A 25,370-nucleotide genomic window follows, 5' to 3' on the forward strand; every position below is an offset into this window, starting at 1 on the left:
GCACAGTGGACGCACCCCTGGACTGTCACAGGGGCGCGGCACAATGGCTCCCATGACCAGCACGCCCGCGCCCAGCAACCTTGATCCCGAGATCGCCGCGCGCCTCAAGCGCAGCGCCGACGGACTCCTGCCCGCCATCGCCCAGCAGTACGACACCGGAGAGGTGCTGATGCTCGGCTGGATGGACGACGAGGCGCTGCACCGCACGCTCACCACCGGCCGCTGCACCTACTGGTCCCGCAGCCGCCGGGAGTACTGGGTCAAGGGTGACACCTCCGGCCACGTCCAGTGGGTCAGGTCCGTCGCCCTCGACTGCGACGCCGACACCGTGCTGGTCCAGGTCGACCAGGCCGGCGCCGCCTGCCACACCGGCGCGCGCACCTGCTTCGACGCCGACGTACTGCTCAAGGACGCCGGTTCCGGCGTCCCGGGCGCGGATCAGTAAGGTCACCCGCCATGGATCTCGAGACGTTCCGCAAGCTGGCCGGCGACCGCCGGGTCATCCCTGTCACCCGCAAGCTCCTCGCCGACGGCGACACCCCGGTCGCGCTCTACCGCAAGCTCGCCGCCGAGCGCCCCGGCACGTTCCTGCTGGAGTCCGCGGAGAACGGCCGTTCGTGGTCCCGGTACTCCTTCGTGGGCGTCCGCAGCGCCGCCACCCTCACCGCGCGCGAGGGGCAGGCCCACTGGCTCGGCACCCCGCCCGCCGGCGTCCCCGTCGACGGGGACCCCCTCCTCGCCCTGCGCGCCACCATCGACGCCCTGCACACCCCGCACCAGGACGGCCTGCCGCCCTTCACCGGCGGCATGGTGGGCTACCTCGGCTACGACATCGTGCGCCGCCTGGAGAAGATCGGCCCCGGCGAGCGGGACGACCTGCGGCTGCCCGAGCTGACCATGCTCCTCACCAGCGACCTCGCGGTGATGGACCACTGGGAGGGCTCGGTCCTGCTGATCGCCAACGCGATCAACCACAACGACCTCGACACCGGGGTCGACGAGGCGTACGCCGACGCGGTGGCCCGCCTGGACGCCATGGAGGCGGACCTCTCGCGCGCGGTGGCCCAGCCGCCCGCCGTCCTGCCGCCCTCCGAACTGCCCGGGTACACCGCGCTGTGGGGCGGCCCCGACTTCCAGGAGGCCGTCGAGGACATCAAGGAGCGCATCCGCGCGGGCGAGGCCTTCCAGGTCGTCCCCTCCCAGCGCTTCGAGACGCCGTGCACGGCGAGCGCGCTGGACGTCTACCGGGTCCTCAGGGCGACCAACCCGTCCCCGTACATGTACCTGTTCCGCTTCGACGGCTTCGACGTCGTCGGTTCCTCCCCCGAGGCCCTGGTCAAGGTCGAGGACGGGCACGCCATGGTCCACCCCATCGCCGGCACCCGGCACCGCGGGGCCACCCCGCAGGAGGACCAGGCCCTCGCCGACGAACTGCTCGCCGACCCCAAGGAGCGCGCCGAGCACCTCATGCTCGTCGACCTCGGGCGCAACGACCTGGGGCGGGTCTGCGAGCCGGGCTCGGTCGAGGTCGTCGACTTCATGTCCGTCGAGCGGTACTCGCACGTCATGCACATCGTCTCGACGGTCACCGGAAAGGTGGCGGCCGGCCGTACGGCGTTCGACGTCCTCACGGCCTGCTTCCCGGCGGGCACCCTCTCCGGCGCCCCCAAGCCCCGCGCGATGCAGATCATCGACGAGCTGGAGCCCTCCCGGCGCGGCCTGTACGGCGGCTGCGTGGGCTACCTGGACTTCGCCGGCGACTCCGACACCGCCATCGCCATCCGCACGGCGCTGCTGCGCGACGGCACCGCGTACGTGCAGGCGGGTGCCGGCATCGTGGCCGACTCCGACCCGGCCGCCGAGGACCAGGAGTGCCGCAACAAGGCGGCGGCGGTCCTGCGCGCGGTCCACACCGCCAACCGGCTGGGCGCATAGGCCGCTTCCCCGGGAATGGGGCGCTTGTCACGGAGCCCCGGGTGACCGTTCGCCCGGGGTTCAGGCGATAGTGGAGTACGTGACTCCCGCACCTCGCCCCCGTTCCGATGCCGCAGGCCCCGCCCGGGCCGGCCGCCGAAGCCTCGCCGTCGCCCTGACGTGCGGTGCGCTCGGCGCGGCCGTGGCGCTGCTCGCCACTCGCCAGCAGTGGTCGCGGGGCACCGCGACGGTGGCCGGCGGCGCCTTCCCGCTGACCGCCAGCGGCAGCGATGTCACCGGTGTCCCCGCGGCCCTCGCCATAGTGGGCCTCGCCGCGCTCGTCGCCGTGTTCGCCGTCCGCCGCACCGGCCGCTTCGCCGTCTCCGCCCTGCTCGCGCTCTCCGGCGCCGGCATCACCGCGGCGGCCCTGCTCGGTGCCTCCGACAGCTCCGCGCTCGACGAGAAGGCCGCGCAGGCTTCCGGCGACACCTCGGCCACCGTCGACTCGCTCACCCACACCGCCTGGCCGTACGTCGCGGCCGCCGGCGGCCTGCTGATCCTCGTCGCCGGACTGCTCGCCCTGCGCTACGGCCGCCTGTGGCCCGCCATGTCCGGCCGCTACGAACGCGCCGGCGCCCCCCGCCCGCGCCGCAGGACCACTCCCGACCCCGACCGGCCCGAGGAACTGTGGAAGGCCCTGGACCGGGGCGAGGACCCCACGGGGGCCTAGGGGGCGACCCCCGGCCACCACCCGCGCGCGGGTGCGGGACAATGGACCCCGAGCGTCCGGCTCGGACACGTACACAGCATCACAGCAACGAGGAGCAAGTCATGGCGGGCAGCAGCCACGGTCACACCCCGGCCGCCTGGACCGGTGTCATCATCGCCTTCATCGGCTTCTGCGTGGCCGGCGCCTTCATGGTGATGGCCCAGCCGGTGGGCTTCTGGGCCGGCATGGCGATCGTGGTCCTCGGCGGCGTGGTCGGCTGGATCATGAGCAAGATGGGCCTGGGCATGCCGAAGGACGTCCACCCGGTGCACGAGAGCGCGGAGCGGCGCGAGCCGGCGGGCGTCGAGAGCTGACACCCGAACGCACCCCGCGGGGGCGGCCCGGCGAACGTGCCGGGGCCGCCCCTCACGCACGCGCGGGGCCGCGCGGGGCACAATGCGGGACGTGAACGCCGACAGTCGCGGGGGCACCCCGTACACCGCCGTGGCGGCACGGCTGGCCGTTCCCGCGGGCGTCCTCGCGGCGGTCGGCGGGGCCTTCGCGTACGTGGGGACCGTGGACCCCAACCAGCCCGGCCACTACCCCGTCTGCCCGCTGCTGCGCCTCACCGGCCTGTACTGCCCCGGCTGCGGCGGCCTGCGCAGCGCGCACGCCGTCGTCCACGGGGACGTGCTGACGGCACTCCAGGACAACGCGGCGGCCGTCGTGGGCTATCTGGGGTTCGCCGTGCTGTGGACCGTCTGGGTGGTCCACGCGGTGCGCGGCCGTCCGCTGCGGATCGATCCCTCACCGGTGCTGCTGTGGACACTGGGCGTGTCGCTGCTGGTCTTCACGGTTGTCCGGAACCTGCCGGTCGGTGGCTGGCTCCGTCCTTGATCAACTTGCGGACGTCCATGTAGTGGGACCCGTGTCAACCGGATGCGAGGCCTACGCCTTCCTCCGGATACCATCGCAATGACCACAGGTTTTCTTCCCGGTCCCGCCCGGTGGGCGGGCCGGCGGCGGAAGCCGAACCGCTTGAACAGTCAACCGTCTGGAAGGGGGCCGCTCGCGTGAGTGTGCTCGACGAGATCATCGACGGAGTCCGTGCCGACCTCGCGGAGCGGCAGGCGCGCGTCAGCCTCGACGAGCTCAAGGAGCGCGCGGCGAAGGCACCCGCAGCCAAGGACGGGGTGGCCGCGCTGCGCGGCGACGGCGTCAAGGTGATCTGCGAGGTCAAGCGCTCCAGCCCGTCCAAGGGCGCGCTGGCCGCGATCGCCGACCCGGCCGGACTCGCCGCCGACTACGAGGCGGGCGGCGCCGCCGTCATCTCCGTCCTCACCGAACAGCGCCGCTTCGGCGGCTCGCTGGCCGACCTCGAAGCGGTCCGCGCGCGGGTGGACATCCCCGTGCTGCGCAAGGACTTCATCGTCACCTCGTACCAGCTGTGGGAGGCCCGGGCGTACGGCGCCGACCTCGCGCTGCTGATCGTCGCGGCCCTCGACCAGTCCGCTCTGGAGTCGCTCATCGAGCGCGCGGTGTCCATCGGACTCACCCCGCTCGTCGAGGTGCACGACGAGGACGAGGTCGAGCGCGCGGTGGACGCGGGCGCGAAGGTGATCGGCGTCAACGCGCGCAACCTGAAGACGCTGGACGTCGACCGCGGCACGTTCGAGCGGGTCGCCCCCGAGATCCCCGCTCACATCGTCAAGATCGCCGAGTCCGGCGTCCGCGGCCCGCACGACCTCATCGCCTACGCCAACGCCGGCGCCGACGCGGTCCTGGTCGGCGAGTCCCTGGTCACCGGCCGCGACCCGAAGACGGCGGTCTCCGACCTGGTCGCCGCGGGCGAGCACCCCGCGCTGCGCCACGGACGCGGCTGACCCCCCCGGTAGGCTGAGCGGCGATGAACACGACGATCACCCTGGCGGCCAGGGACCCGTACGCCCGCCTCGCGCGCGGCTGCCGGCCCCGCGGCTGCCGCGCGCCCGCCCGCAGGGTGCACGGCCGCCGGGTGCGATACGTCATCGGTGACGAGCCGGGCCAGGTCAACGGGCGGCGATGGCAGCGCCCCTTCTAGGGGCGGGAACTGCGCGACAGACCACGGACGGCCCCCGGCCGCCCGGCGGACCCCGCCCCCCACGGCGCTCAGTGTCTTTCCCACACTCACCGTGAGGTTCCAGCATGCCCAGCGAGTTCTTCATCCCGGATCCCGAAGGCCAACTCCCCAGCGCCGAAGGCTACTTCGGCGCGTTCGGCGGCAAGTTCATCCCGGAGGCGCTGGTCGCCGCCGTGGACGAGGTCGCCGTCGAGTACGACAAGGCCAAGTCCGACCCCGAGTTCGCCCGTGAGCTCGACGACCTGCTCGTCCACTACACCGGCCGGCCCAGCTCCCTGACCGAGGTGCCGCGGTTCGCCGAACACGCCGGTGGCGCCCGGGTGTTCCTCAAGCGCGAAGACCTCAACCACACCGGTTCGCACAAGATCAACAACGTGCTCGGCCAGGCCCTGCTCACCAGGCGCATGGGCAAGACCCGCGTGATCGCCGAGACCGGCGCCGGCCAGCACGGTGTCGCGACGGCCACCGCCTGCGCGCTGTTCGGCCTCGAATGCACCATCTACATGGGCGAGATCGACACCCAGCGCCAGGCACTGAACGTGGCCCGGATGCGCATGCTCGGCGCCGAGGTCATCGCCGTGAAGTCCGGCAGCCGCACGCTGAAGGACGCCATCAACGAGGCCTTCCGCGACTGGGTCGCCAACGTCGACCGCACGCACTACCTGTTCGGGACCGTGGCCGGGCCCCACCCCTTCCCCGCCATGGTGCGCGACTTCCACCGCGTCATCGGCGTCGAGGCGCGGCGCCAGATCCTGGAGCGCGCGGGCCGCCTGCCCGACGCCGCCATCGCCTGCGTGGGCGGCGGCTCCAACGCCATCGGCCTGTTCCACGCCTTCATCCCCGACGCGGACGTCCGCCTCATCGGCTGCGAGCCCGCCGGGCACGGCGTCGAGACCGGCGAGCACGCGGCCACGCTCACCGCCGGCGAGCCGGGCATCCTGCACGGGTCGCGCTCCTACGTCCTCCAGGACGAGGAGGGCCAGATCACCGAGCCGTACTCGATCTCGGCCGGTCTGGACTATCCGGGCATCGGCCCCGAGCACGCCTACCTCAAGGACAGCGGCCGGGGCGAGTACCGCGCGGTCACCGACGACGCGGCCATGCAGGCACTGCGTCTGCTGTCGCGCACCGAGGGCATCATCCCGGCCATCGAGAGCGCGCACGCGCTGGCCGGCGCCCTGGAGGTCGGCAAGGAGCTGGGCAAGGACGGGCTGATCGTGGTCAACCTGTCCGGCCGCGGCGACAAGGACATGGACACCGCCGCCCGCTACTTCGACCTCTACGACACCGACGCCGAGGTCGCGGCCGACGCGGACACCGGCACCGCCGAGATCGAGGGGGACGCCAAGTGAGCGGGAACATCCAGCTGTTGACGGACACCCTCGCCGCCGCGAGGGCGGAGGGCCGCTCCGCGCTCATCGCCTACCTCCCGGCCGGGTTCCCGACCGTGGACGGCGGCATCGAGGCGGTCAAGGCCGTCTTCGACGGCGGCGCCGACATCGTCGAGGTCGGTCTGCCGCACAGCGACCCGGTCCTGGACGGCCCGGTCATCCAGACCGCCGACGACATCGCCCTGCGCGGCGGCGTCAAGATCGCGGACGTCATGCGCACGGTCAGGGAGGCCCACGAGGCCACCGGGAAGCCGGTGCTCGTGATGACGTACTGGAATCCGATCGACCGCTACGGCGTCGAGCGCTTCACCGCCGAGCTGGCCGAGGCGGGCGGGGCGGGCTGCATCCTGCCCGACCTGCCCGTGCAGGAGTCGGCGCTGTGGAGGGAGCACGCGGACAAGCACGGCCTCGCGACCGTCTTCGTCGTGGCGCCCAGCAGCAAGGACGCGCGGCTCGCCGAGATCACCGCGGCGGGCAGCGGCTTCGTCTACGCCGCCTCGCTGATGGGCGTCACCGGTACCCGCAGGTCGGTCGGCGCGCAGGCGCAGGACCTGGTCGAGCGCACCCGGGCCACCGGCACCGACCTCGCCGTCTGCGTCGGGCTCGGAGTTTCCGACGCCTCCCAGGCCGCGGAGGTGGCCGGCTTCGCCGACGGCGTCATCGTCGGCTCGGCCTTCGTCAAGCGGATGCTGGACGCGCCGGACGACGCGGCCGGTGTCGAGGCGGTCCGTGCCCTCGCCGGGGAACTCGCGCGAGGCGTGCGAGGCAAGGCGTAACAGGCGTAACAAGGCGGGACATGTCGTACGGGTCACTCGAACGGGTGGACCTGGGGCCGGGGAGGCGCGGTGCGCCTCCCCGGTTCGTTCTGCGGGATGTGAGCGAGAAGAATCGAGAGGCAAAGCGCACCGCCCGGGAGCGGCTGGCGGAAGAGCGCGAGAAGCAGAAGTCCGCGGAGAAGCGGCGCCGGGTGCTGATCGTGGGCGCGAGCGTGGTCTGCGTCCTGGGTCTCGCGGCGGTGATCGGCGTCGTCGCGGCCAACGCGGGCAAGGACGACGGCAGCGAGTCCGCGGGCCCGGTCGTGGTGCCCTCGGGGGCGCAGGGCAAGGACGGCCTCGCCCTCCCGGTCGGCAAGGAGAGCGCCAAGTCGACGCTCACGGTCTGGGAGGACTTCCGCTGCCCGGCCTGCAAGTCCTTCGAGACGGCCTACCGGCCGGTGATCCACGAGCTGACGGACTCCGGTCGGCTGAAGGTGGACTATCACCTGGCGACGATCATCGACGGCAACATGGGCGGCACCGGCTCCCGCAAGGCGGCCAACGCGGCGGCCTGCGCCCAGGACGCCGGCAAGTTCACCGCCTACCACGACGTGCTCTACGACAACCAGCCCCCCGAGACCGACGACGCCTTCGCCGAGAACAGCAGGCTCGTCGAACTCGCGGCCAAGGTCGACGGACTCGACACCCCCGCGTTCCGTACCTGCGTCGAGAAGGGCACGCACAACAGCTGGGTCGAGAAGTCCTCGGCGGCCTTCCGCACCGGCGGCTTCAGCGGCACGCCGACGGTGATCCTCAACGGCAAGAACATCTACCAGGACCAGACGATGACCCCGGCGAAGCTGAAGCAACTGGTCCAGGAGGCCGATCAGGGATGAGCGGAGCGGGGGGAGCACGCACCAGCCCGTTATGGAGCCGTAGCCGGGCCGCCTGCCGTGGGCCCGGCCCGGCACGGTAGCGTCGACCTTGCCATGGAACTTGCCTTCATTCCCAGCCCGTCGCGCGGGGTGCTGCACCTCGGCCCCATTCCGCTGCGCGGCTACGCGTTCTGCATCATCATCGGCGTCTTCGTCGCCGTCTGGATCGGCAACAGGCGCTGGGTCGCCCGGGGCGGGCAGGCCGGCACGGTGGCCGACATCGCGGTCTGGGCCGTCCCGTTCGGACTGCTCGGCGGTCGGCTCTACCACGTGATCACGGACTACGAGCTGTACTTCAGCGAGGGCCGTGACTGGGTGGACGCCTTCAAGATCTGGGAGGGCGGCCTCGGTATCTGGGGCGCGATCGCCGTCGGCGCGGTGGGTGCCTGGATCGGCTGCCGCCGGCGCGGCATCCCGCTGCCCGCGTACGCCGACGCCATCGCGCCCGGCATCGCGGTCGCCCAGGCCATCGGGCGCTGGGGCAACTGGTTCAACCAGGAGCTGTACGGCAAGCCCACCGACCTGCCCTGGGCGCTGGAGATCACCTCGTCGGCGGACGGGCGGGTGCCGGGCACCTACCACCCGACGTTCCTCTACGAGTCGCTGTGGTGTCTCGGCGTCGCGGCCCTGGTGATCTGGGCGGACCGCCGGTTCAAGCTCGGACACGGGCGGGCGTTCGCGCTGTACGTCGCCGCGTACTGCGCGGGCCGCGCCTGGATCGAGTACCTGCGCATCGACGACGCCCACCACATCCTGGGCGTGCGGCTCAACGTCTGGACCGCGCTGATCGTGTTCCTGCTCGCGCTCACGTACATCGTGGTGTCGTGGCGGAAGCGGCCGGGGCAGGAGGCGGTGGTCGAGCCGGGTGCCTCCGATGCTCCCTCCGGCGCCGAGGCGGAGACCGACGGCCCGCGTGACGCCGACGCCGACGGCTCGGACGGGACCGAGCCGAAGAGCGACGGGGAGACGGAGGCCGACGCGGACGCGGACGCCTCCGGCGACACGAAGAAGAAGGACGCGGCCGAGTCCGCGAAGAAGACCTGACGGCCGGAGGTACACGGCCGTTCGTACACGGCCGTTCGCACACGGTCGGCCGTACGTACGTGACGAGGGCGCCCTGGGATCTCCGGGCGCCCTTCGTCCTGTGCGGTCAGCACACCTAGCGCCGGCGGGCCAGTGACAGGGTGCGGTGTGCCGCTGTCACCACCGCCGCGTCGACGAACCCGCCGTCCGGCAACGCCTGGGCGCCCGGTTCACTCGTCGCCGCCTTGACGATCGCCTCCGCCCGCTCGGTCTCCTCCTCCGTGGGCAGGTAGGCCCGCTCGATCACCGGGAGCTGGCGGGGGTGGAGGGCGGCGCGGCCGAGGAAGCCCAGGGCGCGGCCGTGGGCGCAGGAGGCCGCGAGGCCCTCCAGATCACGGATGTCGGGGTGGACCGACTGGGCCGGCGGGGCCAGTCCCGCCGCCCGTGCCGCCACGATCACCCGGGCGCGGGACCAGTCGAGGCCCGCGTCCTCGCGTACGCCCAGATCGGCGCGGAGGTCCGCCTCGCCGAGGGCGACACCGCGCAGGGAGACGTGCGCGGAGGCGATGGCGTGGGCGCGCTCGATCCCCAGGGCGGATTCCAGCAGGGCGTACAGCGGCGGTGTGCCCCGGTCGGTGAGGGCCGTGCTCCCGGCGACGCGGATGACCTGCTCGGGGGAGGTCACCTTGGGCAGGCGCAGGCCGCGGACGCCCGGGAGCGCGGCCATCGCCCGCAGGTCCCGGTCGGCGGCCGGGCTGCCGAGGGCGTTCACCCGTACGTGCACCGGGACCGGCTGCGGCTCGGCGAGGAGTTCCGCGGTGGCCGCGCGGGCGTACTCCTTGCGGTCGGGAGCGACCGCGTCCTCCAGATCGATCACGACGACATCGGCGCCCGAGGCGAGGGCCTTCACCACGACATGGGGGCGGTCACCCGGCACGTACAGCCAGGTCAGAGGGGGCGCTGTCATACGGCGCCCGCCTCGCGCAGGGCGGTCAGCTCGGCTTCGCTCAGGCCCAGTTCGGCGAGGACCTCCGCCGTGTCCGCGCCGTGCGGGCGGCCCGCCCAGCGGATCGCGCCGGGGGTGGCGGAGAGCCGGAAGAGGACGTTCTGCATGCGCAGCGGGCCCAGTTCGGGGTCGTCGACGGTGGTGACGGTGTCCAGGGCCTGGTACTGCGGGTCGGCCAGCACGTCCCGCACGTCCTGGACCGGGGCGACGGCCGCCTCGGCCTTCTCGAAGGCCGCCAGGACGTCGGTGCGGGTGCGGGCGGCGATCCAGGTGCCGACCGCCTCGTCGAGCAGGTCGGCGTGGGCGGCCCGGCCGGCGCCCGTCGCGAACCACGGTTCGTCGGTCAGTTCCGGGCGGCCCACCAGACGCAGCACGCGTTCGGCGATCGACTGGGCGGAGGTGGAGACGGCGACCCAACTGCCGTCCGCCGTGCGGTACGTGTTGCGCGGGGCGTTGTTGGCGGAGCGGTTGCCGGTGCGCTGCTGCACGTATCCCAGCTGGTCGTACCAGGTCGGCTGCGGGCCCAGCACGGTCAGGATCGGCTCGATGATCGCCATGTCGACGACCTGGCCCTCGCCCGTGCGGTCGCGGGCGGCGAGGGCCGTCATGACGGCGTAGGCCGTGGCGAGAGCCGCGATGGAGTCGGCCAGGCCGAAGGGCGGGAGCGTGGGGGGCGCGTCCGGTTCGCCGGTGATCGCCGCGAAGCCGCTCATCGCCTCGGCGAGGGTGCCGAAGCCGGGGCGGTGGGCCGAGGGGCCGAACTGGCCGAAGCCGGTGACCCGGGTGAGGACCAGGCGCGGGTTGGCGGCGGACAGCTCCTCCCAGCCGAGGTCCCACTTCTCCAGGGTGCCGGGGCGGAAGTTCTCGATGACGACGTCGGCGGTGGCGGCGAGGCGCAGCAGGGTGGTGCGGCCGCCGGACGTGGAGAGGTCCAGGGTGATCGTGCGTTTGTTGCGGCCCAGCAGCTTCCACCACAGGCCCACGCCGTCCTTCGAGGGGCCGTGGCCCCGGGAGGGGTCGGGCTTGGCGGGGTGCTCGATCTTGATGACCTCCGCGCCGAAGTCGCCGAGCATCGTCGCGGCGAGGGGACCGGCGAAGAGGGTGGCGAGGTCGAGGACCCGGAGGCCGGTGAGAGGGGCGGCGGAGGTGCGGGGGTGTGTCGTCATGGGGTGTACCGCGCTTCGATCTCGGAGCGGTAGGGCATCGACGCCGACGCGCCGGGCCGCTGGACGGAGAGGGCGGCAGCTGTGGCCGCCCAGGTCAGTGCCGCGCGCAGGGGGCGGCCCTCGCCGAGTGCCACGGCCAGGGTGCCGACGAAGGTGTCGCCCGCGCCGGTCGAGTCCACGGCGGTGACCCGCGGGGCGGGCACGGTGAACGGTTCGGTGCCACGGGCCGCGTACAGACTGCCCGCCGCGCCCAGGGTGACGACCACTTCGGGCACCTGGTCGAGCAGGGCGAGGGCCGCGCTGTGCGGGTCGGTGCGGCCGGTGAGGGCGGCGGCCTCGTGTTCGTTGGGGACCAGCAGGTCGGTGGCGGCGAGGAGTTCGGGCGGCAGGGGCTGGGCGGGCGCCGGTGTGAGGACCGTCCGGACGCCGTGGCCGCGGGCTGTGCGGGCGCCCGCGAGGACCGCGGCCAGGGGGATCTCCAGTTGGAGGAGCAGTGCGTCGGCGGAGGCGATGAGGCCGTCGTCGCCGGGGACGAGGTGGTCGACGCCGGCGTTGGCGCCGGGGACCACGACGATCGCGTTGCCGCCCTCGTCGTCCACGACGATGTGCGCGGTGCCGGAGGGGCCCTCGGTGGTGCGCAGGTGGTCGGTGGTGACGCCGGAGTGTTCGAGGGTGGAGCGCAGGCGGGGGCCGAAGACGTCGTTGCCGACCGCGCCGATCATCGACACGGTGGCGCCCGCGCGGGCCGCGGCGATCGCCTGGTTGGCGCCCTTGCCGCCAGGGATCGTGCGGAACTCCCGTCCCGTCACCGTCTCTCCGCGCTGCGGGGCCTTCTCGACGTACGCGACGAGATCCATGTTCGTGCTGCCGAGCACGACGATGTGGGTCATGGGCGAGGTGCCTCCCGGTGGGCGAGCGCGTGGGTGAGGTGGGCGAGCGTGTCGAAGCCGGTGCCGTCGAAGGCGCCGATGGTGGTGGCCAGCCGGTTCTTCAGCGGGGCCGTCCAGCGGTCGGGGAGGGCGGCGGGGGCGCCGGCGAGCAGGCCGGCGATGCTGCCGGCCGTGGCTCCGTTGGAGTCGGTGTCCCAGCCGCCGGACACCGCACGGCAGACGGAGCCGGTGAAGTCGCCGTCGGCGTGGGTGAGGGCGGCGGCGATCAGGGCGGTGTTGGGGAGGGCGTGCACCCAGTGGTGGGTGGGGGAGTGGACGGCGTGGAGTTCGTCGACGACCGTGTCGAAGTCGTCGTGGGAACGGGCGAGCCGGACGGCGTGCCGGACGGCCCCGGCCAGGCGGGAGCGGGGCGGGATCACCGTGAGGCCGGTGCGCAGTGCGGTGTGGACGTCGGTGGTGCCGGTGGCGGCCCGGGCGATGGTGGCCGCGATGAACATCGCCGCGTAGACGCCGTTGGCGGTGTGGGTGAGGGTGGCGTCCCGGTGGGCCTGTTCCGCGGCGGCGGCCGGGTCGCCGGGGTTGGTCCAGCCGTGCACGTCGGCGCGGATCAGGGCGCCGATCCATTCGCGGAAGGGGTTGCGGTGGCGGGCCGTGTGCGGCGGTTCCAGGCCGGTGAGGAGGTTGCGGTAGGCGATGCGTTCGGCGGTGAACGTGCGGCCGGCGGGGAGTTCGTCGAGCCAGAGGGCCGCCACGTCGGTGGTGGTGAAGTGCGCGCCGTGGCGGCGCAGCAGGAGCAGGTTGAGGAGGGGGTAGTTGAGGTCGTCGTCCTCGGGCATGCCGTCGATGTTCTCGGCGAGGGAGGTGGGCGCCGAGCGGCGGTTCCAGGGGTACTTCGCCAGGAGGTCGGCGGGGACCCCTCGTGCGGTGAAGTACGTGTCGAGGGGCCAGTTCCCGGTGGACGCGGCCAGCCGGCGGATGGCGTGCAGGGGGAGCTTCTCGACGGGTTTGCCCAGGAGGCAGCCCACCGCCCTGCCGAGCCAGGCCGCTTCGAGGCGGACCGGCGTTGTGGCCGGGGGACGGGTCTCGCCCGCCCGCGTCGGCGGGGTGGTGCCGCTGTGCCCGGCCGGGTCGGCCCGGCGGCCCGGCGGCTCGCAGCCGAGCGGATCGTGGCGGGGGGACGCCGGACGGTCGTGGCCGAGCGGGTCGTGGCGGGGGGACGGGTGATCGGGGCCGAGCGGGGCACGGCCGTCCGGCCAGTCGGGGCACAGGGCCTTGATCCTCGCGAGGTCCGTCGGTTCGGCGTCCGCCAGCGTGCTCGGCAGGTCCGCCAGTTCGTCCAGCAGGTCCTCGGCGAGCAGCCGTAGGTAGCGCGACGCCGGTTGTGGGGACGCTCCCGCCCGCGGCGGGGCCTCCGGCCCCCGCGCGGCCCGCCACCGCGCCGCGACCGCCGACGGCTCGCGGCCGTCCTGGGCCGCCTGACGCAGTTCGTGGCCGATCAGGTCCTCCGGCTGGACCCAGGTCAGTCGGAGCATCCGGGGCCTCCGAGCGTGGCGAAGGCCGCCTCGTGCGTCCGCCGGCGGCGCACGTCCCGTTCGAAGATCTCCCGCGCGACGGCCGTGAGGGTGGCCGCCGGTTCCCACAGGTCCAGGCGGCTCGCCTCGGACACCTGCTTCGCCCAGGTCTCCGGGACCGGTGAGCCGAGGGCACCGGAGATCGCGCCGGCCATCGTCGCGATGGAGTCGCAGTCGCGCCCGTAGTTCACCGCGCCGAGCACGGCGTGCCGGTAGTCGCCGCGCGCGACCACCAACATGCCCAGGGCGACCGGGAGTTCCTCGATCGCGTGCAGGCGTGACGGGCGGCGGGCGCCCAGCGAAGGGGACCGGTAGTCGGGGCCCACCGTGTCGTAGGGGGCCACCGCCGCCCGCAGCGGGACCAGCGCCGACTCGAAGTCCGTGTGGCGGGAGGCCGCTTCGCAGACCTTCTCGATCGCCTCCCGGGTGCCGTCCTTCGCCAGGGCCAGACAGGCGCAGACCACCGAGTCCACGGTCGCGCCCGGTGCGGTCGCCGCCGCCACCGCCGCCGCGAGGACGCCCGCCGCCTCGCGGCCGTACGACGACTGGTGGGCGCCCGCGATGTCCAGGGCCTCGGCGTAGGCGGCCCGCGGGTCGGCGGCGTTGACCAGGCCGGCCGGGGCCATGTACATCGCGGCACCGCAGTTGACGATGTTGCCGACGCCGGCCTCGCGGGGGTCGACGTGACCGTAGTGGAGGCGGGCCACCAGCCACTTCTCCGCCAGGAAGATCCGGTGCAGGGGAAGGGCCTCCGCCTCCAGCTCCGGGATCCAGCGCGGGGTCGTCATCAGGTCCGGGACCAGGCGGTCGGCGACGGCGTACGCGTCCAGGTGGTCGCGGACCTGGGCGTAGACCCGTACCAGGGCGTGTGTCATCAAGGTGTCGTCGGTGACGTGGCCGTCGCCCTTGTGGTACGGCGCGAGGGGGCGGGCGGTGCGCCAGGCGTCGCCGTTCCAGGGGCCGACGACGCCGTGGACGCGGCCGGCGTGGCGTTCCAGGATCTGAGCGGGGGAGTAGCCCTCGACGGGGCCGCCCAGCGCGTCACCGACGGCCGCGCCGACCAGGGCGCCGGTGATGCGCTCGTCCAGACTCGCCTCTCTGATTTCTTCCGTTTTGGGGTTCATGACCGGAATCATCCCTCTGGCGGGGCCGGTTGTGCGGCTTCCAGGAGTCCGGCGAGTTCCACCAGGTCGGTGCCGGTGAGGCGGGGGAGCGCGCAGCCGGAGAGAGTGCGGCAGGCGTCCCGCCAGGACGCGGGGATCGACGCGCCGCCGCCCAGCGCGCCGGTGAGCGCCCCCGCCAGTGCCGGGGCGGAGTCCGCGACCCGGGAGAGACAGGCCGCCGCCGGTACCGCTTCCGCGATCCGGCCGTGCGCGGCGGTGGCCAGGGCTAGGGCGACGGGGACGGTCTCGGCGGCCGCGATGCCGTAGCTGTAGACGTGGTCGACGATCTGGTGTTCGAGCAGAGGGATCAGGGCGAAGGCGCTCTCGGCTTCGCGGGCCAGCCTGAGGGCGTGGCGTGCGTTGCGGCCGATCTCGGTGGACTCGGGCAGCTCGGCGAGCGCGGCGCTGGTGCAGCGGTGTACGTCGGCTCCGGCCAGGGCGAGGGCCAGGGCCGCCGCCATCGCGCGGGCGCCGTGCACGCCGTCGCCGTCCTGGGTGTAGCGGGCGTCGAACTCTGCGAGGTCGGCGGCGAGTCGGGGGTCGCCGGGGTGGGCCACGGCCAGGACGCAGGCCCGTACGCAGGCCGCGTCGTCGAAGAAGTGCGGGTTGTCGTGGCCGGTGGCGGGCGGGCGCAGACCGGTGGCGAGGTTGCCGAGGCCGGCCCGGACGGAGATGCGGGCGCGCAGCGGGAGGAGCGCGGACTCGACCTCGGGGGCGCGGTCCGCCGCGGCGGCGACCTCGCTCGCCACGGCGTTCCAGGTCAGGTCGATCGCGGCGCGGGTGCGGCGCCGGCGGCTGAGGTCGCCCAGGACGCTGTCGTCACCGGCCCGCAGGAGGGCCTCCGCGGCGAACGCCGCCCACTCGGCGTCGTCGGAGGGGCCCAGGCGCAGGGGTTCCGGGGGCTGGTTCAGGGCGATGGGGACGGGGAGGGTCGTGGTCGCGTTCTGTTCGGCGAAGGTGTCCAGTTCGCGGGTGAGACGGCGGGTCCAGTCGGGCATGCGGGCGGCTCGGTGGCGGGCGGCGGGCCAGCCGGCGGCGTCGCCTGCGGCGAGGCCGATCAGGAGGCCTTCGATGCGGCGAGGTGCCTGTGGCGGCGGTGCCGGGGTCACGGCCTCGGCCGCGCCATCGGCCTTGTCGTTCCCTCCCGTACCACCCGTGCGGCCTTCGTCGTCGGGTGCGGGTGGCCCCTGTGGGGGGCTCTCGCCGTCGGCGGCCTCCGGTTCGAGCGGCTGGGCCGTGGCCGTGGCCGCGGAGGTGCTCTCGTTCCACGGGGCGGGGGGTGTCATGAGGCCGCCTCCGTCTCGGTGCGGGCCTTGCCCGGGACGTATCCCGTCGTGGCCCACCTCTCGTCCTCCCCCGGTGTCAGCAGCTCCGCCACGTCCAGCACATGGTGGCCCGCCATCGACGGCAGGCAACTGCCGCGGGCCGGGCCGATGGCCGTGGCCCAGTCGGCCGGGATCGCGGTGGCGCCCCGCGTCGCACCCGCCAGCGCGCCCGCCACCGCAGCCGTCGTGTCGGCGTCCCGGCCCATGTTGACGGCGGTCAGTACCGCCTGGACGAAGTCGCCGTCGGCTGCCGCGTACGCGCCGAAGGCGAGGGCGACCGCCTCGGGGGCCAGGTCCGTCCACGGGTAGCCGCCGATGACGACGGCGGAGCGGACCGCGCGTTCGCCCCGGTGGGCCACGGCCACCGCGCGGCGCAGCGAACGGGCCGTCCAGGAGTCGTCGGGGACGACCGCGAGCGCCGAGGCGACCACCGCGATCGCCGGTGCGCCCGCCATCGCCGCCGCCACGCCCGCCGCGACCGCCTGGCCGCCGTAGATGCCCTCGCCGTCGTGGCTGACCGATCCGTCGATCGCCACCAGGCGGGCCGCTTCGGCGGGGCGGCCCGCCGCGAAGACGCCGAAGGGGGCGGCGCGCATGGCGAGGCCGTCGCTCCAGGCGTGGCGGTGCTGGGCCGAGATGGGGGCGGCCAGGCCCCGGCGCAGGTTCTCCAGGGTGCCGCGTTCGCTGAAGCCGGCGCCCCGGAAGGGGCCCTCGTCGCGGTCGGCGATCCACTCGTGCCAGGCCGTCTCCACGTGGGCCGGGGTGAGGGCGGAGCCGTGGCGGGCCAGCAGCAGTCCCGAGAAGATCGCGTACTCGGTGTCGTCGGTGCCGGCGGGGGTGTCGGTGACGTAGCCGGTGATGCGGCCCCAGCGGGCGCGGATCTCGGAGGGCTTCATGTTCTCGGCCGGTGCCCCGAGGGCGTCCCCGACGGCCAGCCCGAGCAGCGCGCCGCGGCCCCGCTCGCGGAGTTCGGCGGCGCTCCCGGGCGCCGGGGCGGAGGGGATGCAGGCGATCGATGCCATACGCGGCTTCTCCTCTCGGGGGCGCCTGCTCAGGCGCTCTCAGGGGCGCGGAACCCTTTGCGGAACTGTCCCCGGTGCGGTGTGCCGCGCAGCCTCGTGCGCCCCCGTGTCACCCGGTCGACATGTGTGCGCGATCTCTTGCAGATGAGCGAGAGGAGGTAAAGCCGCAGGTTAGGCGAGTCTTTCCTTGGTGGCGGGCGAGGGTGGTGGAGCGTAGATTGGGTGATGTCGAAAAGTAGAATCAGTCCAGACAAGAGTCCGGGTGAGAGCCCGGACCAGCGGGACGAGCATCCTTTCGGGAGGACCGCAATGGCCATCATCGAGACCGAGGCGGCGCTGCACGAGGCGCACCGGGACAACCACACGCACCGGGACGTCAGCGGTGGCTGGCTGCGGCCCGCCGTCTTCGGCGCGATGGACGGCCTCGTCTCCAACCTCGCCCTGATGACCGGTGTCGCGGGTGGTGCGGTCGGCCAGCGGACCCTCGTCATCACCGGACTCGCGGGGCTCGCCGCCGGCGCCTTCTCCATGGCCGCCGGCGAGTACACCTCCGTCGCCTCGCAGCGCGAGCTGGTCGAGGCCGAGCTGGACGTGGAGCGCGGGGAGCTGAGAAAGCACCCCCAGGACGAGGAGGCCGAACTCGCGGGCCTGTACGAGGGGCGCGGGGTGGAGCCGGAGCTGGCCCGCGAGGTGGCCCGGCAGTTGTCCCGCGATCCGGAGCAGGCCCTGGAGATACACGCCCGGGAGGAGCTCGGCATCGACCCCGGTGACCTGCCGTCGCCGCTGGTCGCCGCCGTGTCGTCGTTCGGGTCGTTCGCGCTGGGGGCGCTGCTGCCCGTCCTGCCGTATCTGTTCGGTGCCACGGTCCTGTGGCCCGCCGTGCTGCTGGCGCTCTTCGGCCTGTTCGCCTGCGGTGCCGTCGTGGCCAAGGTGACCGCGCGGACCTGGTGGTTCAGCGGGCTGCGGCAGCTCGTTCTCGGGGGTGCGGCGGCCGGTGTGACGTACGCCCTGGGCAGCTTGTTCGGAATCGCCGTAGGATAGGTCGGCTGCAACTTATGCGTGGGGCCGCATAAGTAGCCGTTACTCGCTGGTTTCGATCGCTTAACCATCGGGCATGAGCCGTAAGCGCTGTGGGCAAGGACGCCCGCGGCGCACCTCGCGGGGTCGGTGACGACGCCTTCTCCGCCACTCGGACCGACGGACACCGATCTGTCCCGTTCGGTCCCCACATACTTCCAGCCATGTGCGCGGTACCCCCGCCGCCCCTCGTGGCGTCCGCATGATGGAACGGACTATCCGGTTCCCGAGATCCGCTCCATCATGTAACCTGCACGAAATTTTGCACGCACGCAGAGGGCCAACGTCGTCCCTCGGCAATCTGCATATGCCACATGACGACGACGGGAGAGCCGATGCGTACGCCGCGCCAGCCGTCCCAGCACTCCGCGAATGGCCAGAAGTGGTCCTTCATGGATGCTCGCCCTGCTGCGCAGGGTATGTACGACCCCCGCAACGAGCACGACGCCTGCGGCGTCGGCTTCGTGGCCACCCTCACCGGCGAGGCGAGCCACGCGCTGGTCGAGCAGGCGCTCACGGTTCTGCGCAACCTGGAGCACCGCGGTGCCACCGGCTCCGAGCCCGACTCCGGCGACGGCGCGGGCATCCTGTCCCAGGTCCCGGACGCCTTCTTCCGTGCGGTGACCCCGTTCGAACTGCCCGCGGCCGGCGGGTACGCCGTAGGTACGGCCTTCCTGCCGGAGGACGGCATCGAGGACGTCGTCTCGCATATCGAGACGATCGCCGCCGACGAGGGCCTGACCGTCCTCGGCTGGCGCGAGGTGCCCACCGCCCCCGAACTCCTCGGCGCCACCGCCCGGTCCACCATGCCGGTCTTCCGGCAGGTCTTCGTGACCGACGGCTCCGCCACGGACATCGCCCTGGACCGCAAGGCGTTCGTGCTGCGCAAGCGCGCCGAGCGCGAGGTCGGGGTGTACTTCCCGTCGCTGTCCGCGCGGACCATCGTCTACAAGGGCATGCTGACCACCGGCCAGCTGGAGCCCTTCTTCCCGGATCTGTCCGACCGCCGCTTCGCCTCGGCCATCGCGCTGGTCCACTCGCGGTTCTCGACGAACACCTTCCCGAGCTGGCCGCTGGCCCACCCGTACCGCTTCGTCGCGCACAACGGTGAGATCAACACGGTCAAGGGCAACCGCAACTGGATGGCCGCCCGGGAGTCCCAGCTCGTCTCCGACCTGTTCGGCGGGCAGGAGAAGATCGACCGCATCTTCCCGATCTGTACGCCGGACGCCTCCGACTCGGCGTCCTTCGACGAGGTGCTGGAACTCCTGCACCTGGGCGGCCGTTCGCTGCCCCACTCCGTGCTGATGATGATCCCGGAGGCGTGGGAGAACCACACCTCCATGGACGCCACCCGCCGCGCCTTCTACCAGTTCCACGCCACGATGATGGAACCGTGGGACGGCCCGGCCTGCGTCACCTTCACCGACGGCAAGCAGGTCGGCGCGGTCCTCGACCGCAACGGTCTGCGCCCCGGCCGCTACTGGGTCACCGACGACGGCCTGGTCGTCCTCGGCTCCGAGGTCGGCGTCCTCGACATCGACCCCGCGAAGGTCGTCCGCAAGGGCCGCCTGCAGCCCGGCCGGATGTTCCTCGTCGACACCGTCGAGCACCGGATCATCGAGGACGACGAGATCAAGGAAGCACTCGCCGCCGAGAACCCGTACGCGGAGTGGCTGGAAGCCGGCGAGATCGAGCTGTCCGACCTGCCCGAGCGCGAGCACATCGTGCACACGCACGCCTCGGTCACCCGCCGCCAGCAGACCTTCGGCTACACCGAGGAGGAGCTGCGCGTCATCATCGCGCCGATGGCCAAGGCCGGCGCCGAGCCGATCGGCTCGATGGGCACCGACTCGCCGATCGCCGCCCTGTCCGACCGCCCGCGCCTGCTGTTCGACTACTTCACCCAGCTGTTCGCGCAGGTCACCAACCCGCCGCTGGACGCGATCCGCGAGGAGCTCGTCACCTCCCTGCGTTCCTCGCTGGGCCCGCAGGGCAACCTGCTGGAGCCGACGGCCGCGTCCTGCCGCAGCGTCGTGCTGCCCTTCCCGGTCATCGACAACGACGAGCTCGCCAAGCTCATCCACATCAACGCCGACGGCGACATGCCCGGCATGAAGGCCGCGACCCTCTCCGGTCTCTTCCGCGTCTCCGGCGGCGGCGACGCCCTCGCCGCGCGCATCGAGGAGATCTGCGCCGAGGCCGACGCCGCCATCGAGAACGGCGCCCGCCTGATCGTCCTGTCGGACCGGCACTCGGACGCCGAGCACGCGCCGATCCCGTCGCTGCTGCTCACCGCGGCCGTCCACCACCACCTCATCCGCACCAAGCAGCGCACCCAGGTGGGCCTGCTGGTCGAGGCCGGTGACGTCCGCGAGGTCCACCACGTCGCCCTGCTGATCGGCTTCGGCGCCGCGGCCGTGAACCCGTACCTGGCCATGGAGTCCGTCGAGGACCTGGTCCGCGCCGGTACCTTCCTGTCGGACATCGAGCCCGAGCAGGCCATCCGCAACCTGATCTACGCCCTCGGCAAGGGCGTCCTGAAGGTCATGTCCAAGATGGGCATCTCGACCGTCGCCTCCTACCGCGGTGCCCAGGTCTTCGAAGCGGTCGGCCTGGACGAGCAGTTCGTCACCACGTACTTCAGCGGCACGGCCACCAAGATCGGCGGCGTCGGCATCGACGTCATCGCCAAGGAGGTCGCCGCCCGCCACGCCAAGGCGTACCCGGCCAGCGGCATCGCGCCGGCCCACCGCGCCCTGGAGATAGGCGGCGAGTACCAGTGGCGCCGCGAGGGCGAGCCGCACCTGTTCGACCCGGAGACGGTCTTCCGCCTCCAGCACTCCACGCGCAGCGGCCGGTACGACATCTTCAAGAAGTACACCGAGCGCGTCAACGAGCAGTCCGAGCGCCTGATGACGCTGCGCGGCCTGTTCGGTTTCGCCTCCGGCCGGCAGCCGATCCCGATCGACGAGGTCGAGCCGGCCAGCGAGATCGTCAAGCGCTTCTCGACCGGCGCCATGTCGTACGGCTCCATCTCCAAGGAAGCCCACGAGACGCTCGCCATCGCCATGAACCAGCTGGGCGGCAAGTCCAACACCGGTGAGGGCGGCGAGGACGCGGACCGCCTGTACGACCCGGCCCGCCGCTCGTCGATCAAGCAGGTCGCCTCCGGCCGCTTCGGTGTCACCTCCGAGTACCTGGTCAACGCGGACGACATCCAGATCAAGATGGCCCAGGGCGCCAAGCCCGGCGAGGGCGGCCAGCTGCCCGGCCACAAGGTGTACCCGTGGGTCGCCAAGACGCGTCACTCGACGCCGGGCGTGGGCCTCATCTCCCCGCCGCCGCACCACGACATCTACTCCATCGAAGACCTGGCCCAGCTGATCCACGACCTGAAGAACGCGAACCCGCAGGCGCGGATCCACGTCAAGCTGGTCTCCGAGGTCGGCGTCGGCACGGTCGCGGCCGGTGTCTCCAAGGCGCACGCGGACGTGGTCCTCATCTCCGGCCACGACGGCGGCACGGGTGCCTCCCCGCTCACCTCGCTGAAGCACGCGGGCGGCCCCTGGGAGCTCGGTCTCGCCGAGACCCAGCAGACCCTGCTGCTCAACGGCCTGCGGGACCGGATCGTCGTGCAGACCGACGGCCAGCTCAAGACCGGCCGGGACGTCGTCATCGCCGCGCTGCTGGGCGCCGAGGAGTTCGGTTTCGCGACCGCGCCGCTCGTCGTCTCCGGCTGCGTCATGATGCGCGTCTGCCACCTGGACACCTGCCCGGTCGGCATCGCCACCCAGAACCCGGTCCTCAGGGACCGGTTCACCGGCAAGGCCGAGTACGTGGTGAACTTCTTCCGGTTCATCGCCGAGGAGGTCCGCGAGATCCTCGCCGAGCTGGGCTTCCGCACCATCGAGGAGGCCGTCGGCCACGCCGAGGCACTCGACGTGACCCGCGCGGTCGACCACTGGAAGGCGCAGGGCCTGGACCTGTCCCCGCTCTTCTACGTGCCCGAGCTGCCCGAGGGCACCCCGCTGCACCAGGTCATCGAGCAGGACCACGGCCTGGAGAAGGCGCTCGACAACGAGCTGATCAGGCTCGCCGGCGACGCCCTGGCCGCGGACTCCGCGACCGATGCCCAGCCGGTGCGCGCCCAGGTCGCGATCCGCAACATCAACCGCACGGTCGGCACCATGCTCGGCCACGAGGTGACGAAGAAGTTCGGTGGCGCGGGCCTGCCGGACGACACCATCGACATCACCTTCACCGGCTCGGCCGGCCAGTCCTTCGGCGCCTTCCTGCCGCGCGGTGTCACGCTGCGCCTGGAGGGCGACGCCAACGACTACGTCGGCAAGGGCCTCTCCGGCGGCCGGGTGATCGTCCGTCCCGACCGGGGCGCCGACCACCTCGCCGAGTTCTCCACGATCGCCGGCAACACCATCGCGTACGGCGCGACCGGCGGCGAGCTGTTCCTGCGCGGCCGGACCGGCGAGCGGTTCTGCGTGCGCAACTCCGGTGCGACGGTCGTCGCCGAGGGCGTGGGCGACCACGGCTGCGAGTACATGACCGGCGGTCACGCGGTCGTCCTCGGCGAGACGGGCCGTAACTTCGCGGCCGGCATGTCCGGCGGCGTCGCGTACGTCATCGACCTGGACCGCGACAACGTCAACGTGGGCAACGTCGGCGCGATCGAGGCACTGGACGACACGGACAAGCAGTGGCTGCACGACGTGGTGCGCCGCCACGCCGAGGAGACCGGCTCGACGGTCGCCGGGAAGCTGCTCGCCGAGTGGTCCGTGTCGGTGGAGCGCTTCAGCAAGATCATCCCCAGCACGTACAAGGCAGTGCTCGCCGCCAAGGACGCCGCCGAGCGAGCGGGTCTCACCGAGACCGAGATCACCGAGAAGATGATGGAGGCGGCGATCAATGGCTGACCCGAAGGGCTTTTTGAACCACGGCCGCGAGGTCGCCAGGACCCGTCCCGTCAGCGAGCGTGTCAGGGACTGGAACGAGGTCTACGTCCCCGGCTCCCTGCTGCCGATCATCAGCAAGCAGGCCAGCCGCTGCATGGACTGCGGCATCCCGTTCTGCCACAACGGCTGTCCGCTCGGGAACCTGATCCCCGAGTGGAACGACTACGCTTACCGCGAGGACTGGGCCGCCGCCTCCGAGCGTCTGCACGCGACGAACAACTTCCCGGAGTTCACGGGCCGGCTGTGCCCGGCCCCGTGCGAGTCGGCGTGCGTGCTGGGCATCAACCAGCCGCCGGTCACCATCAAGAACGTCGAGGTCTCGATCATCGACAAGGCGTGGGAGACCGGTGAGGTCGCCCCGCAGATCCCGGAGCGCCTGTCCGGCAAGACGGTCGCGGTCATCGGGTCCGGTCCCGCCGGTCTCGCCGCCGCGCAGCAGCTGACCCGGGCCGGTCACACCGTCGCCGTCTACGAGCGCGCGGACCGCGTCGGGGGCCTGCTGCGGTACGGCATCCCCGAGTTCAAGATGGAGAAGCGGCACATCAACCGCCGTATCGAGCAGATGCGCGCGGAGGGCACCCGCTTCCGTACCGGGATCGAGATCGGCCGCGACCTCAAGGCGACCGACCTGAAGAAGCGGTACGACGCGATCGTCATCGCCGCCGGTGCGACGACCGCGCGTGACCTTCCGGTCCCGGGCCGCGAGCTCAAGGGCATCTACCAGGCCATGGAGTACCTGCCCCTGGCCAACAAGGTCCAGGAGGGCGACTTCGTGGCGCCCCCCATCACGGCCGAGGGCAAGCACGTCGTCGTCATCGGCGGCGGTGACACCGGCGCCGACTGCGTGGGCACCGCCCACCGCCAGGGCGCGGCCTCCGTCACGCAGCTGGAGATCATGCCCCGCCCGAACGAGGAGCGGAACCCGGTCTCCCAGCCCTGGCCGACCTTCCCGATGCTGTACAAGGTCACCTCCGCGCACGAGGAGGGCGGCGAGCGGGTCTACTCCGTCTCGACCACCCACTTCGAGGGCGACGAGGACGGCAACGTCCAGTGGCTGCACCTCACCGAGGTGGAGTTCGTCGAGGGCAAGCTGACCCAGAAGCCGGGCACGGAGCGCAAGATCCCCGCCCAGCTGGTCACCCTCGCCATGGGCTTCACCGGCACCGACCGGGAGAACGGCCTGGTCGAGCAGTTCGGCCTGGAGCTCGACGAGCGCGGCAACATCGCCCGCGACGCCGACTTCCAGACCAACGTGCCGGGCGTGTACGTCGCCGGTGACGCCGGCCGCGGCCAGTCCCTCATCGTGTGGGCCATCGCGGAGGGCCGCTCGGCCGCCAAGGGCGTCGACCGGTTCCTGACCGGTGACAGCGAACTGCACGCCCCGATCCGCCCGACGGACCGCTCGCTGATGGTCTGACGGCCACGTGAAGACGTCCCGTACAAAGGCGTACGGAACACAGACGGCGCCTGCCCCACAGTCCCCGACCGGACGAAGGGGCAGGCGCCGCCGCATGTCCGCGGCCGGTCAGGACGCCGTGCACGTCCGCCTTCGTCGAGCGGCGGGGTCCGCGGCGGGTTCCGCGCACGAGGGGGAGGTCCGGTGTCCGTGATCGGTCTGCGCGAGGTCGAGGAGGCCGCGCCCGCGCTGGTCAGCCTGTACAAGAGCGCCGGGGTGTCGCTGGAGCGGCATGGCCTGGAGGGCGTACGGGCCGCGGTCTACCTGGTCGTCGACCACTCCGGGTCGATGCGGCCGTACTACGAGGACGGCAGCGTGCAGGCGCTCGCGGACCGGGTGCTCGGGCTGTCGGCCCATCTGCACGGTGACGGGACCGTACCGGTGGTGTTCTTCTCCACGGACGTCGATGCCGTCGCCGACATCGACCTGGCCGGCCATCAAGGGCGTATCGCGCGTCTCGCGACCGGTCTGGGCCACATGGGGAGGACGAACTACCACGTGGCGATGGACGCCGTCCTCGACCACTACCTGGACAGCGGCTCGAAGGACCCTGCCCTGGTCGTGTTCCAGACCGACGGCGGGCCGAGCAGCAGGCCCGCCGCGGAGAAGTACGTGTGCAAGGCGGCCGGGCTGCCGTTGTTCTGGCAGTTCATCGGCTTCGGGGACCCGGGCAGCCGCCGGTTCGACTTCCTGCGCAGGCTCGACGCACTGGCGGTGCCCGGTCGGCGGGTGGTCGACAACGCCGGGTTCTTCCACGCCGGACGGGATCCGCGACGGATGTCCGACGCCGAGTTGTACGACCGTCTCCTGGGCGAGTTCCCGAGGTGGCTGGCGGCGGCGCGGGAGCGGGGGATCATAAGGCCGTCCTGACGTACCAC

Annotated in this window: 22 protein-coding genes; 15 read left to right on the plus strand and 7 right to left on the minus strand. The window is 72.6% G+C overall.

All coding sequences use genetic code 11. The annotated features are described in order from the left end of the window. The first annotated feature begins 52 nt into the window (after nt 1-52). The 11 genes from hisI (at nt 53) to lgt (ending at nt 8,867) form a co-directional block, all read left to right on the plus strand. Entirely contained in the window at nt 53-445 is a 393-nt protein-coding gene (gene hisI, locus ACWD0J_RS02105; RefSeq protein ID WP_451493780.1) for a phosphoribosyl-AMP cyclohydrolase, read from the plus strand. An 11-nt stretch (nt 446-456) separates the two neighbouring features. Then, nucleotides 457-1,935: an anthranilate synthase component I gene (locus ACWD0J_RS02110; RefSeq protein ID WP_451493781.1), complete on the plus strand. Its 1,479-nt coding sequence runs from the start codon at nt 457-459 to the stop codon at nt 1,933-1,935. A gap of 70 nt (nt 1,936-2,005) precedes the next feature. Next, nucleotides 2,006-2,644, plus strand: coding sequence for a TIGR02234 family membrane protein (locus ACWD0J_RS02115; RefSeq protein ID WP_451493782.1), 639 nt, complete (start codon nt 2,006-2,008; stop codon nt 2,642-2,644). Nucleotides 2,645-2,745: 101 nt separating this feature from the next. Beyond that, a complete protein-coding gene (locus ACWD0J_RS02120; RefSeq protein WP_451493783.1) occupies nt 2,746-2,997 on the plus strand; it encodes an HGxxPAAW family protein in 252 nt (83 codons plus the stop codon). 82 nt (nt 2,998-3,079) lie between these two features. After that, nucleotides 3,080-3,520: a DUF2752 domain-containing protein gene (locus ACWD0J_RS02125; protein WP_451493784.1), complete on the plus strand. Its 441-nt coding sequence runs from the start codon at nt 3,080-3,082 to the stop codon at nt 3,518-3,520. Between the two features lie 176 nt (nt 3,521-3,696). After that, entirely contained in the window at nt 3,697-4,506 is an 810-nt protein-coding gene (trpC, locus tag ACWD0J_RS02130) for an indole-3-glycerol phosphate synthase TrpC (protein ID WP_451493785.1), read from the plus strand. A 23-nt stretch (nt 4,507-4,529) separates the two neighbouring features. Further along, complete coding sequence (gene trpM, locus ACWD0J_RS02135) at nt 4,530-4,703, plus strand: tryptophan biosynthesis modulator TrpM (RefSeq protein ID WP_451493786.1); 174 nt, start codon at nt 4,530-4,532, stop codon at nt 4,701-4,703. A gap of 104 nt (nt 4,704-4,807) precedes the next feature. Continuing rightward, the gene (trpB, locus tag ACWD0J_RS02140) at nt 4,808-6,094 is read left to right on the plus strand and encodes a tryptophan synthase subunit beta (RefSeq protein ID WP_451493787.1); all 1,287 of its coding nucleotides are present in this window, start codon (nt 4,808-4,810) and stop codon (nt 6,092-6,094) included. After that, nucleotides 6,091-6,909: a tryptophan synthase subunit alpha gene (trpA, locus tag ACWD0J_RS02145; RefSeq protein WP_451493788.1), complete on the plus strand. Its 819-nt coding sequence runs from the start codon at nt 6,091-6,093 to the stop codon at nt 6,907-6,909. Before trpB ends, trpA begins: the two co-directional genes overlap by 4 nt. Before the next feature lie 98 nt (nt 6,910-7,007). Then, the gene (locus ACWD0J_RS02150) at nt 7,008-7,784 is read left to right on the plus strand and encodes a thioredoxin domain-containing protein (protein WP_451493789.1); all 777 of its coding nucleotides are present in this window, start codon (nt 7,008-7,010) and stop codon (nt 7,782-7,784) included. 93 nt (nt 7,785-7,877) lie between these two features. Then, complete coding sequence (gene lgt, locus ACWD0J_RS02155) at nt 7,878-8,867, plus strand: prolipoprotein diacylglyceryl transferase (protein ID WP_451493790.1); 990 nt, start codon at nt 7,878-7,880, stop codon at nt 8,865-8,867. Between the two features lie 115 nt (nt 8,868-8,982). On the opposite strand, the gene ACWD0J_RS02160 is transcribed toward lgt, so the two are convergent. From ACWD0J_RS02160 to ACWD0J_RS02190, 7 genes are read right to left on the minus strand one after another with little or no spacing between them, the layout of a single operon-like run. Further along, nucleotides 8,983-9,813, minus strand: a complete 831-nt coding sequence (locus tag ACWD0J_RS02160) for an HpcH/HpaI aldolase/citrate lyase family protein (RefSeq protein WP_451493791.1) — start codon at nt 9,811-9,813, stop codon at nt 8,983-8,985. Continuing rightward, entirely contained in the window at nt 9,810-11,018 is a 1,209-nt protein-coding gene (locus ACWD0J_RS02165; RefSeq protein WP_451493792.1) for a CaiB/BaiF CoA transferase family protein, read from the minus strand. Before ACWD0J_RS02165 ends, ACWD0J_RS02160 begins: the two co-directional genes overlap by 4 nt. After that, nucleotides 11,015-11,908, minus strand: a complete 894-nt coding sequence (gene rbsK / locus ACWD0J_RS02170) for a ribokinase (protein ID WP_451493793.1) — start codon at nt 11,906-11,908, stop codon at nt 11,015-11,017. The genes ACWD0J_RS02165 and rbsK overlap by 4 nt, the downstream gene beginning before the upstream one ends. Continuing rightward, nucleotides 11,905-13,440: an ADP-ribosylglycohydrolase family protein gene (locus tag ACWD0J_RS02175; protein ID WP_451493794.1), complete on the minus strand. Its 1,536-nt coding sequence runs from the start codon at nt 13,438-13,440 to the stop codon at nt 11,905-11,907. Before ACWD0J_RS02175 ends, rbsK begins: the two co-directional genes overlap by 4 nt. After that, nucleotides 13,428-14,603, minus strand: coding sequence for an ADP-ribosylglycohydrolase family protein (locus tag ACWD0J_RS02180; protein ID WP_451493795.1), 1,176 nt, complete (start codon nt 14,601-14,603; stop codon nt 13,428-13,430). The genes ACWD0J_RS02175 and ACWD0J_RS02180 overlap by 13 nt, the downstream gene beginning before the upstream one ends. A gap of 8 nt (nt 14,604-14,611) precedes the next feature. Next, nucleotides 14,612-15,928, minus strand: coding sequence for an ADP-ribosylglycohydrolase family protein (locus ACWD0J_RS02185; RefSeq protein ID WP_451493796.1), 1,317 nt, complete (start codon nt 15,926-15,928; stop codon nt 14,612-14,614). After that, a complete protein-coding gene (locus ACWD0J_RS02190; protein ID WP_451493797.1) occupies nt 15,925-16,989 on the minus strand; it encodes an ADP-ribosylglycohydrolase family protein in 1,065 nt (354 codons plus the stop codon). Before ACWD0J_RS02190 ends, ACWD0J_RS02185 begins: the two co-directional genes overlap by 4 nt. 309 nt (nt 16,990-17,298) lie before the next feature. Here ACWD0J_RS02190 and ACWD0J_RS02195 point away from each other — a divergent pair, with 309 nt between their 5' ends. The 4 genes from ACWD0J_RS02195 (at nt 17,299) to ACWD0J_RS02210 (ending at nt 25,362) form a co-directional block, all read left to right on the plus strand. Beyond that, on the plus strand, nt 17,299-18,030 hold the full coding sequence (locus ACWD0J_RS02195) for a VIT1/CCC1 transporter family protein (protein WP_451493798.1): 732 nt from the start codon (nt 17,299-17,301) through the stop codon (nt 18,028-18,030). 371 nt (nt 18,031-18,401) lie between these two features. Further along, the gene (gene gltB / locus ACWD0J_RS02200) at nt 18,402-22,997 is read left to right on the plus strand and encodes a glutamate synthase large subunit (RefSeq protein WP_451493853.1); all 4,596 of its coding nucleotides are present in this window, start codon (nt 18,402-18,404) and stop codon (nt 22,995-22,997) included. After that, nucleotides 22,990-24,453, plus strand: a complete 1,464-nt coding sequence (locus tag ACWD0J_RS02205; RefSeq protein WP_451493799.1) for a glutamate synthase subunit beta — start codon at nt 22,990-22,992, stop codon at nt 24,451-24,453. The genes gltB and ACWD0J_RS02205 overlap by 8 nt, the downstream gene beginning before the upstream one ends. A gap of 183 nt (nt 24,454-24,636) precedes the next feature. Next, nucleotides 24,637-25,362 (plus strand): vWA domain-containing protein, encoded by a 726-nt coding sequence (locus tag ACWD0J_RS02210; RefSeq protein WP_451493800.1) that lies wholly within the window; start codon nt 24,637-24,639, stop codon nt 25,360-25,362. The last annotated feature ends 8 nt before the right edge of the window (nt 25,363-25,370 follow it).

The sequence above is a fragment of the Streptomyces sp. NPDC003011 genome (assembly GCF_053591515.1).

Excerpts from the sequence above, each read along its gene's own strand:
- ACWD0J_RS02110 (WP_451493781.1), top strand. The coding sequence starts at position 457 with ATGGATCTCGAGACGTTCCGCAAGCTGGCCGGCGACCGCCGGGTCATC.
- trpB (WP_451493787.1), top strand. The coding sequence starts at position 4,808 with ATGCCCAGCGAGTTCTTCATCCCGGATCCCGAAGGCCAACTCCCCAGC.
- hisI (WP_451493780.1), top strand. The coding sequence starts at position 53 with ATGACCAGCACGCCCGCGCCCAGCAACCTTGATCCCGAGATCGCCGCG.
- ACWD0J_RS02160 (WP_451493791.1), bottom strand. The coding sequence starts at position 9,813 with ATGACAGCGCCCCCTCTGACCTGGCTGTACGTGCCGGGTGACCGCCCC.
- ACWD0J_RS02185 (WP_451493796.1), bottom strand. The coding sequence starts at position 15,928 with ATGACACCCCCCGCCCCGTGGAACGAGAGCACCTCCGCGGCCACGGCC.
- ACWD0J_RS02180 (WP_451493795.1), bottom strand. The coding sequence starts at position 14,603 with ATGAACCCCAAAACGGAAGAAATCAGAGAGGCGAGTCTGGACGAGCGC.
- gltB (WP_451493853.1), top strand. The coding sequence starts at position 18,402 with ATGCGTACGCCGCGCCAGCCGTCCCAGCACTCCGCGAATGGCCAGAAG.
- ACWD0J_RS02125 (WP_451493784.1), top strand. The coding sequence starts at position 3,080 with ATGCGGGACGTGAACGCCGACAGTCGCGGGGGCACCCCGTACACCGCC.
- trpM (WP_451493786.1), top strand. The coding sequence starts at position 4,530 with ATGAACACGACGATCACCCTGGCGGCCAGGGACCCGTACGCCCGCCTC.
- ACWD0J_RS02120 (WP_451493783.1), top strand. The coding sequence starts at position 2,746 with ATGGCGGGCAGCAGCCACGGTCACACCCCGGCCGCCTGGACCGGTGTC.
- ACWD0J_RS02165 (WP_451493792.1), bottom strand. The coding sequence starts at position 11,018 with ATGACGACACACCCCCGCACCTCCGCCGCCCCTCTCACCGGCCTCCGG.
- ACWD0J_RS02205 (WP_451493799.1), top strand. The coding sequence starts at position 22,990 with ATGGCTGACCCGAAGGGCTTTTTGAACCACGGCCGCGAGGTCGCCAGG.
- rbsK (WP_451493793.1), bottom strand. The coding sequence starts at position 11,908 with ATGACCCACATCGTCGTGCTCGGCAGCACGAACATGGATCTCGTCGCG.
- ACWD0J_RS02190 (WP_451493797.1), bottom strand. The coding sequence starts at position 16,989 with ATGGCATCGATCGCCTGCATCCCCTCCGCCCCGGCGCCCGGGAGCGCC.
- lgt (WP_451493790.1), top strand. The coding sequence starts at position 7,878 with ATGGAACTTGCCTTCATTCCCAGCCCGTCGCGCGGGGTGCTGCACCTC.
- ACWD0J_RS02195 (WP_451493798.1), top strand. The coding sequence starts at position 17,299 with ATGGCCATCATCGAGACCGAGGCGGCGCTGCACGAGGCGCACCGGGAC.
- ACWD0J_RS02175 (WP_451493794.1), bottom strand. The coding sequence starts at position 13,440 with ATGCTCCGACTGACCTGGGTCCAGCCGGAGGACCTGATCGGCCACGAA.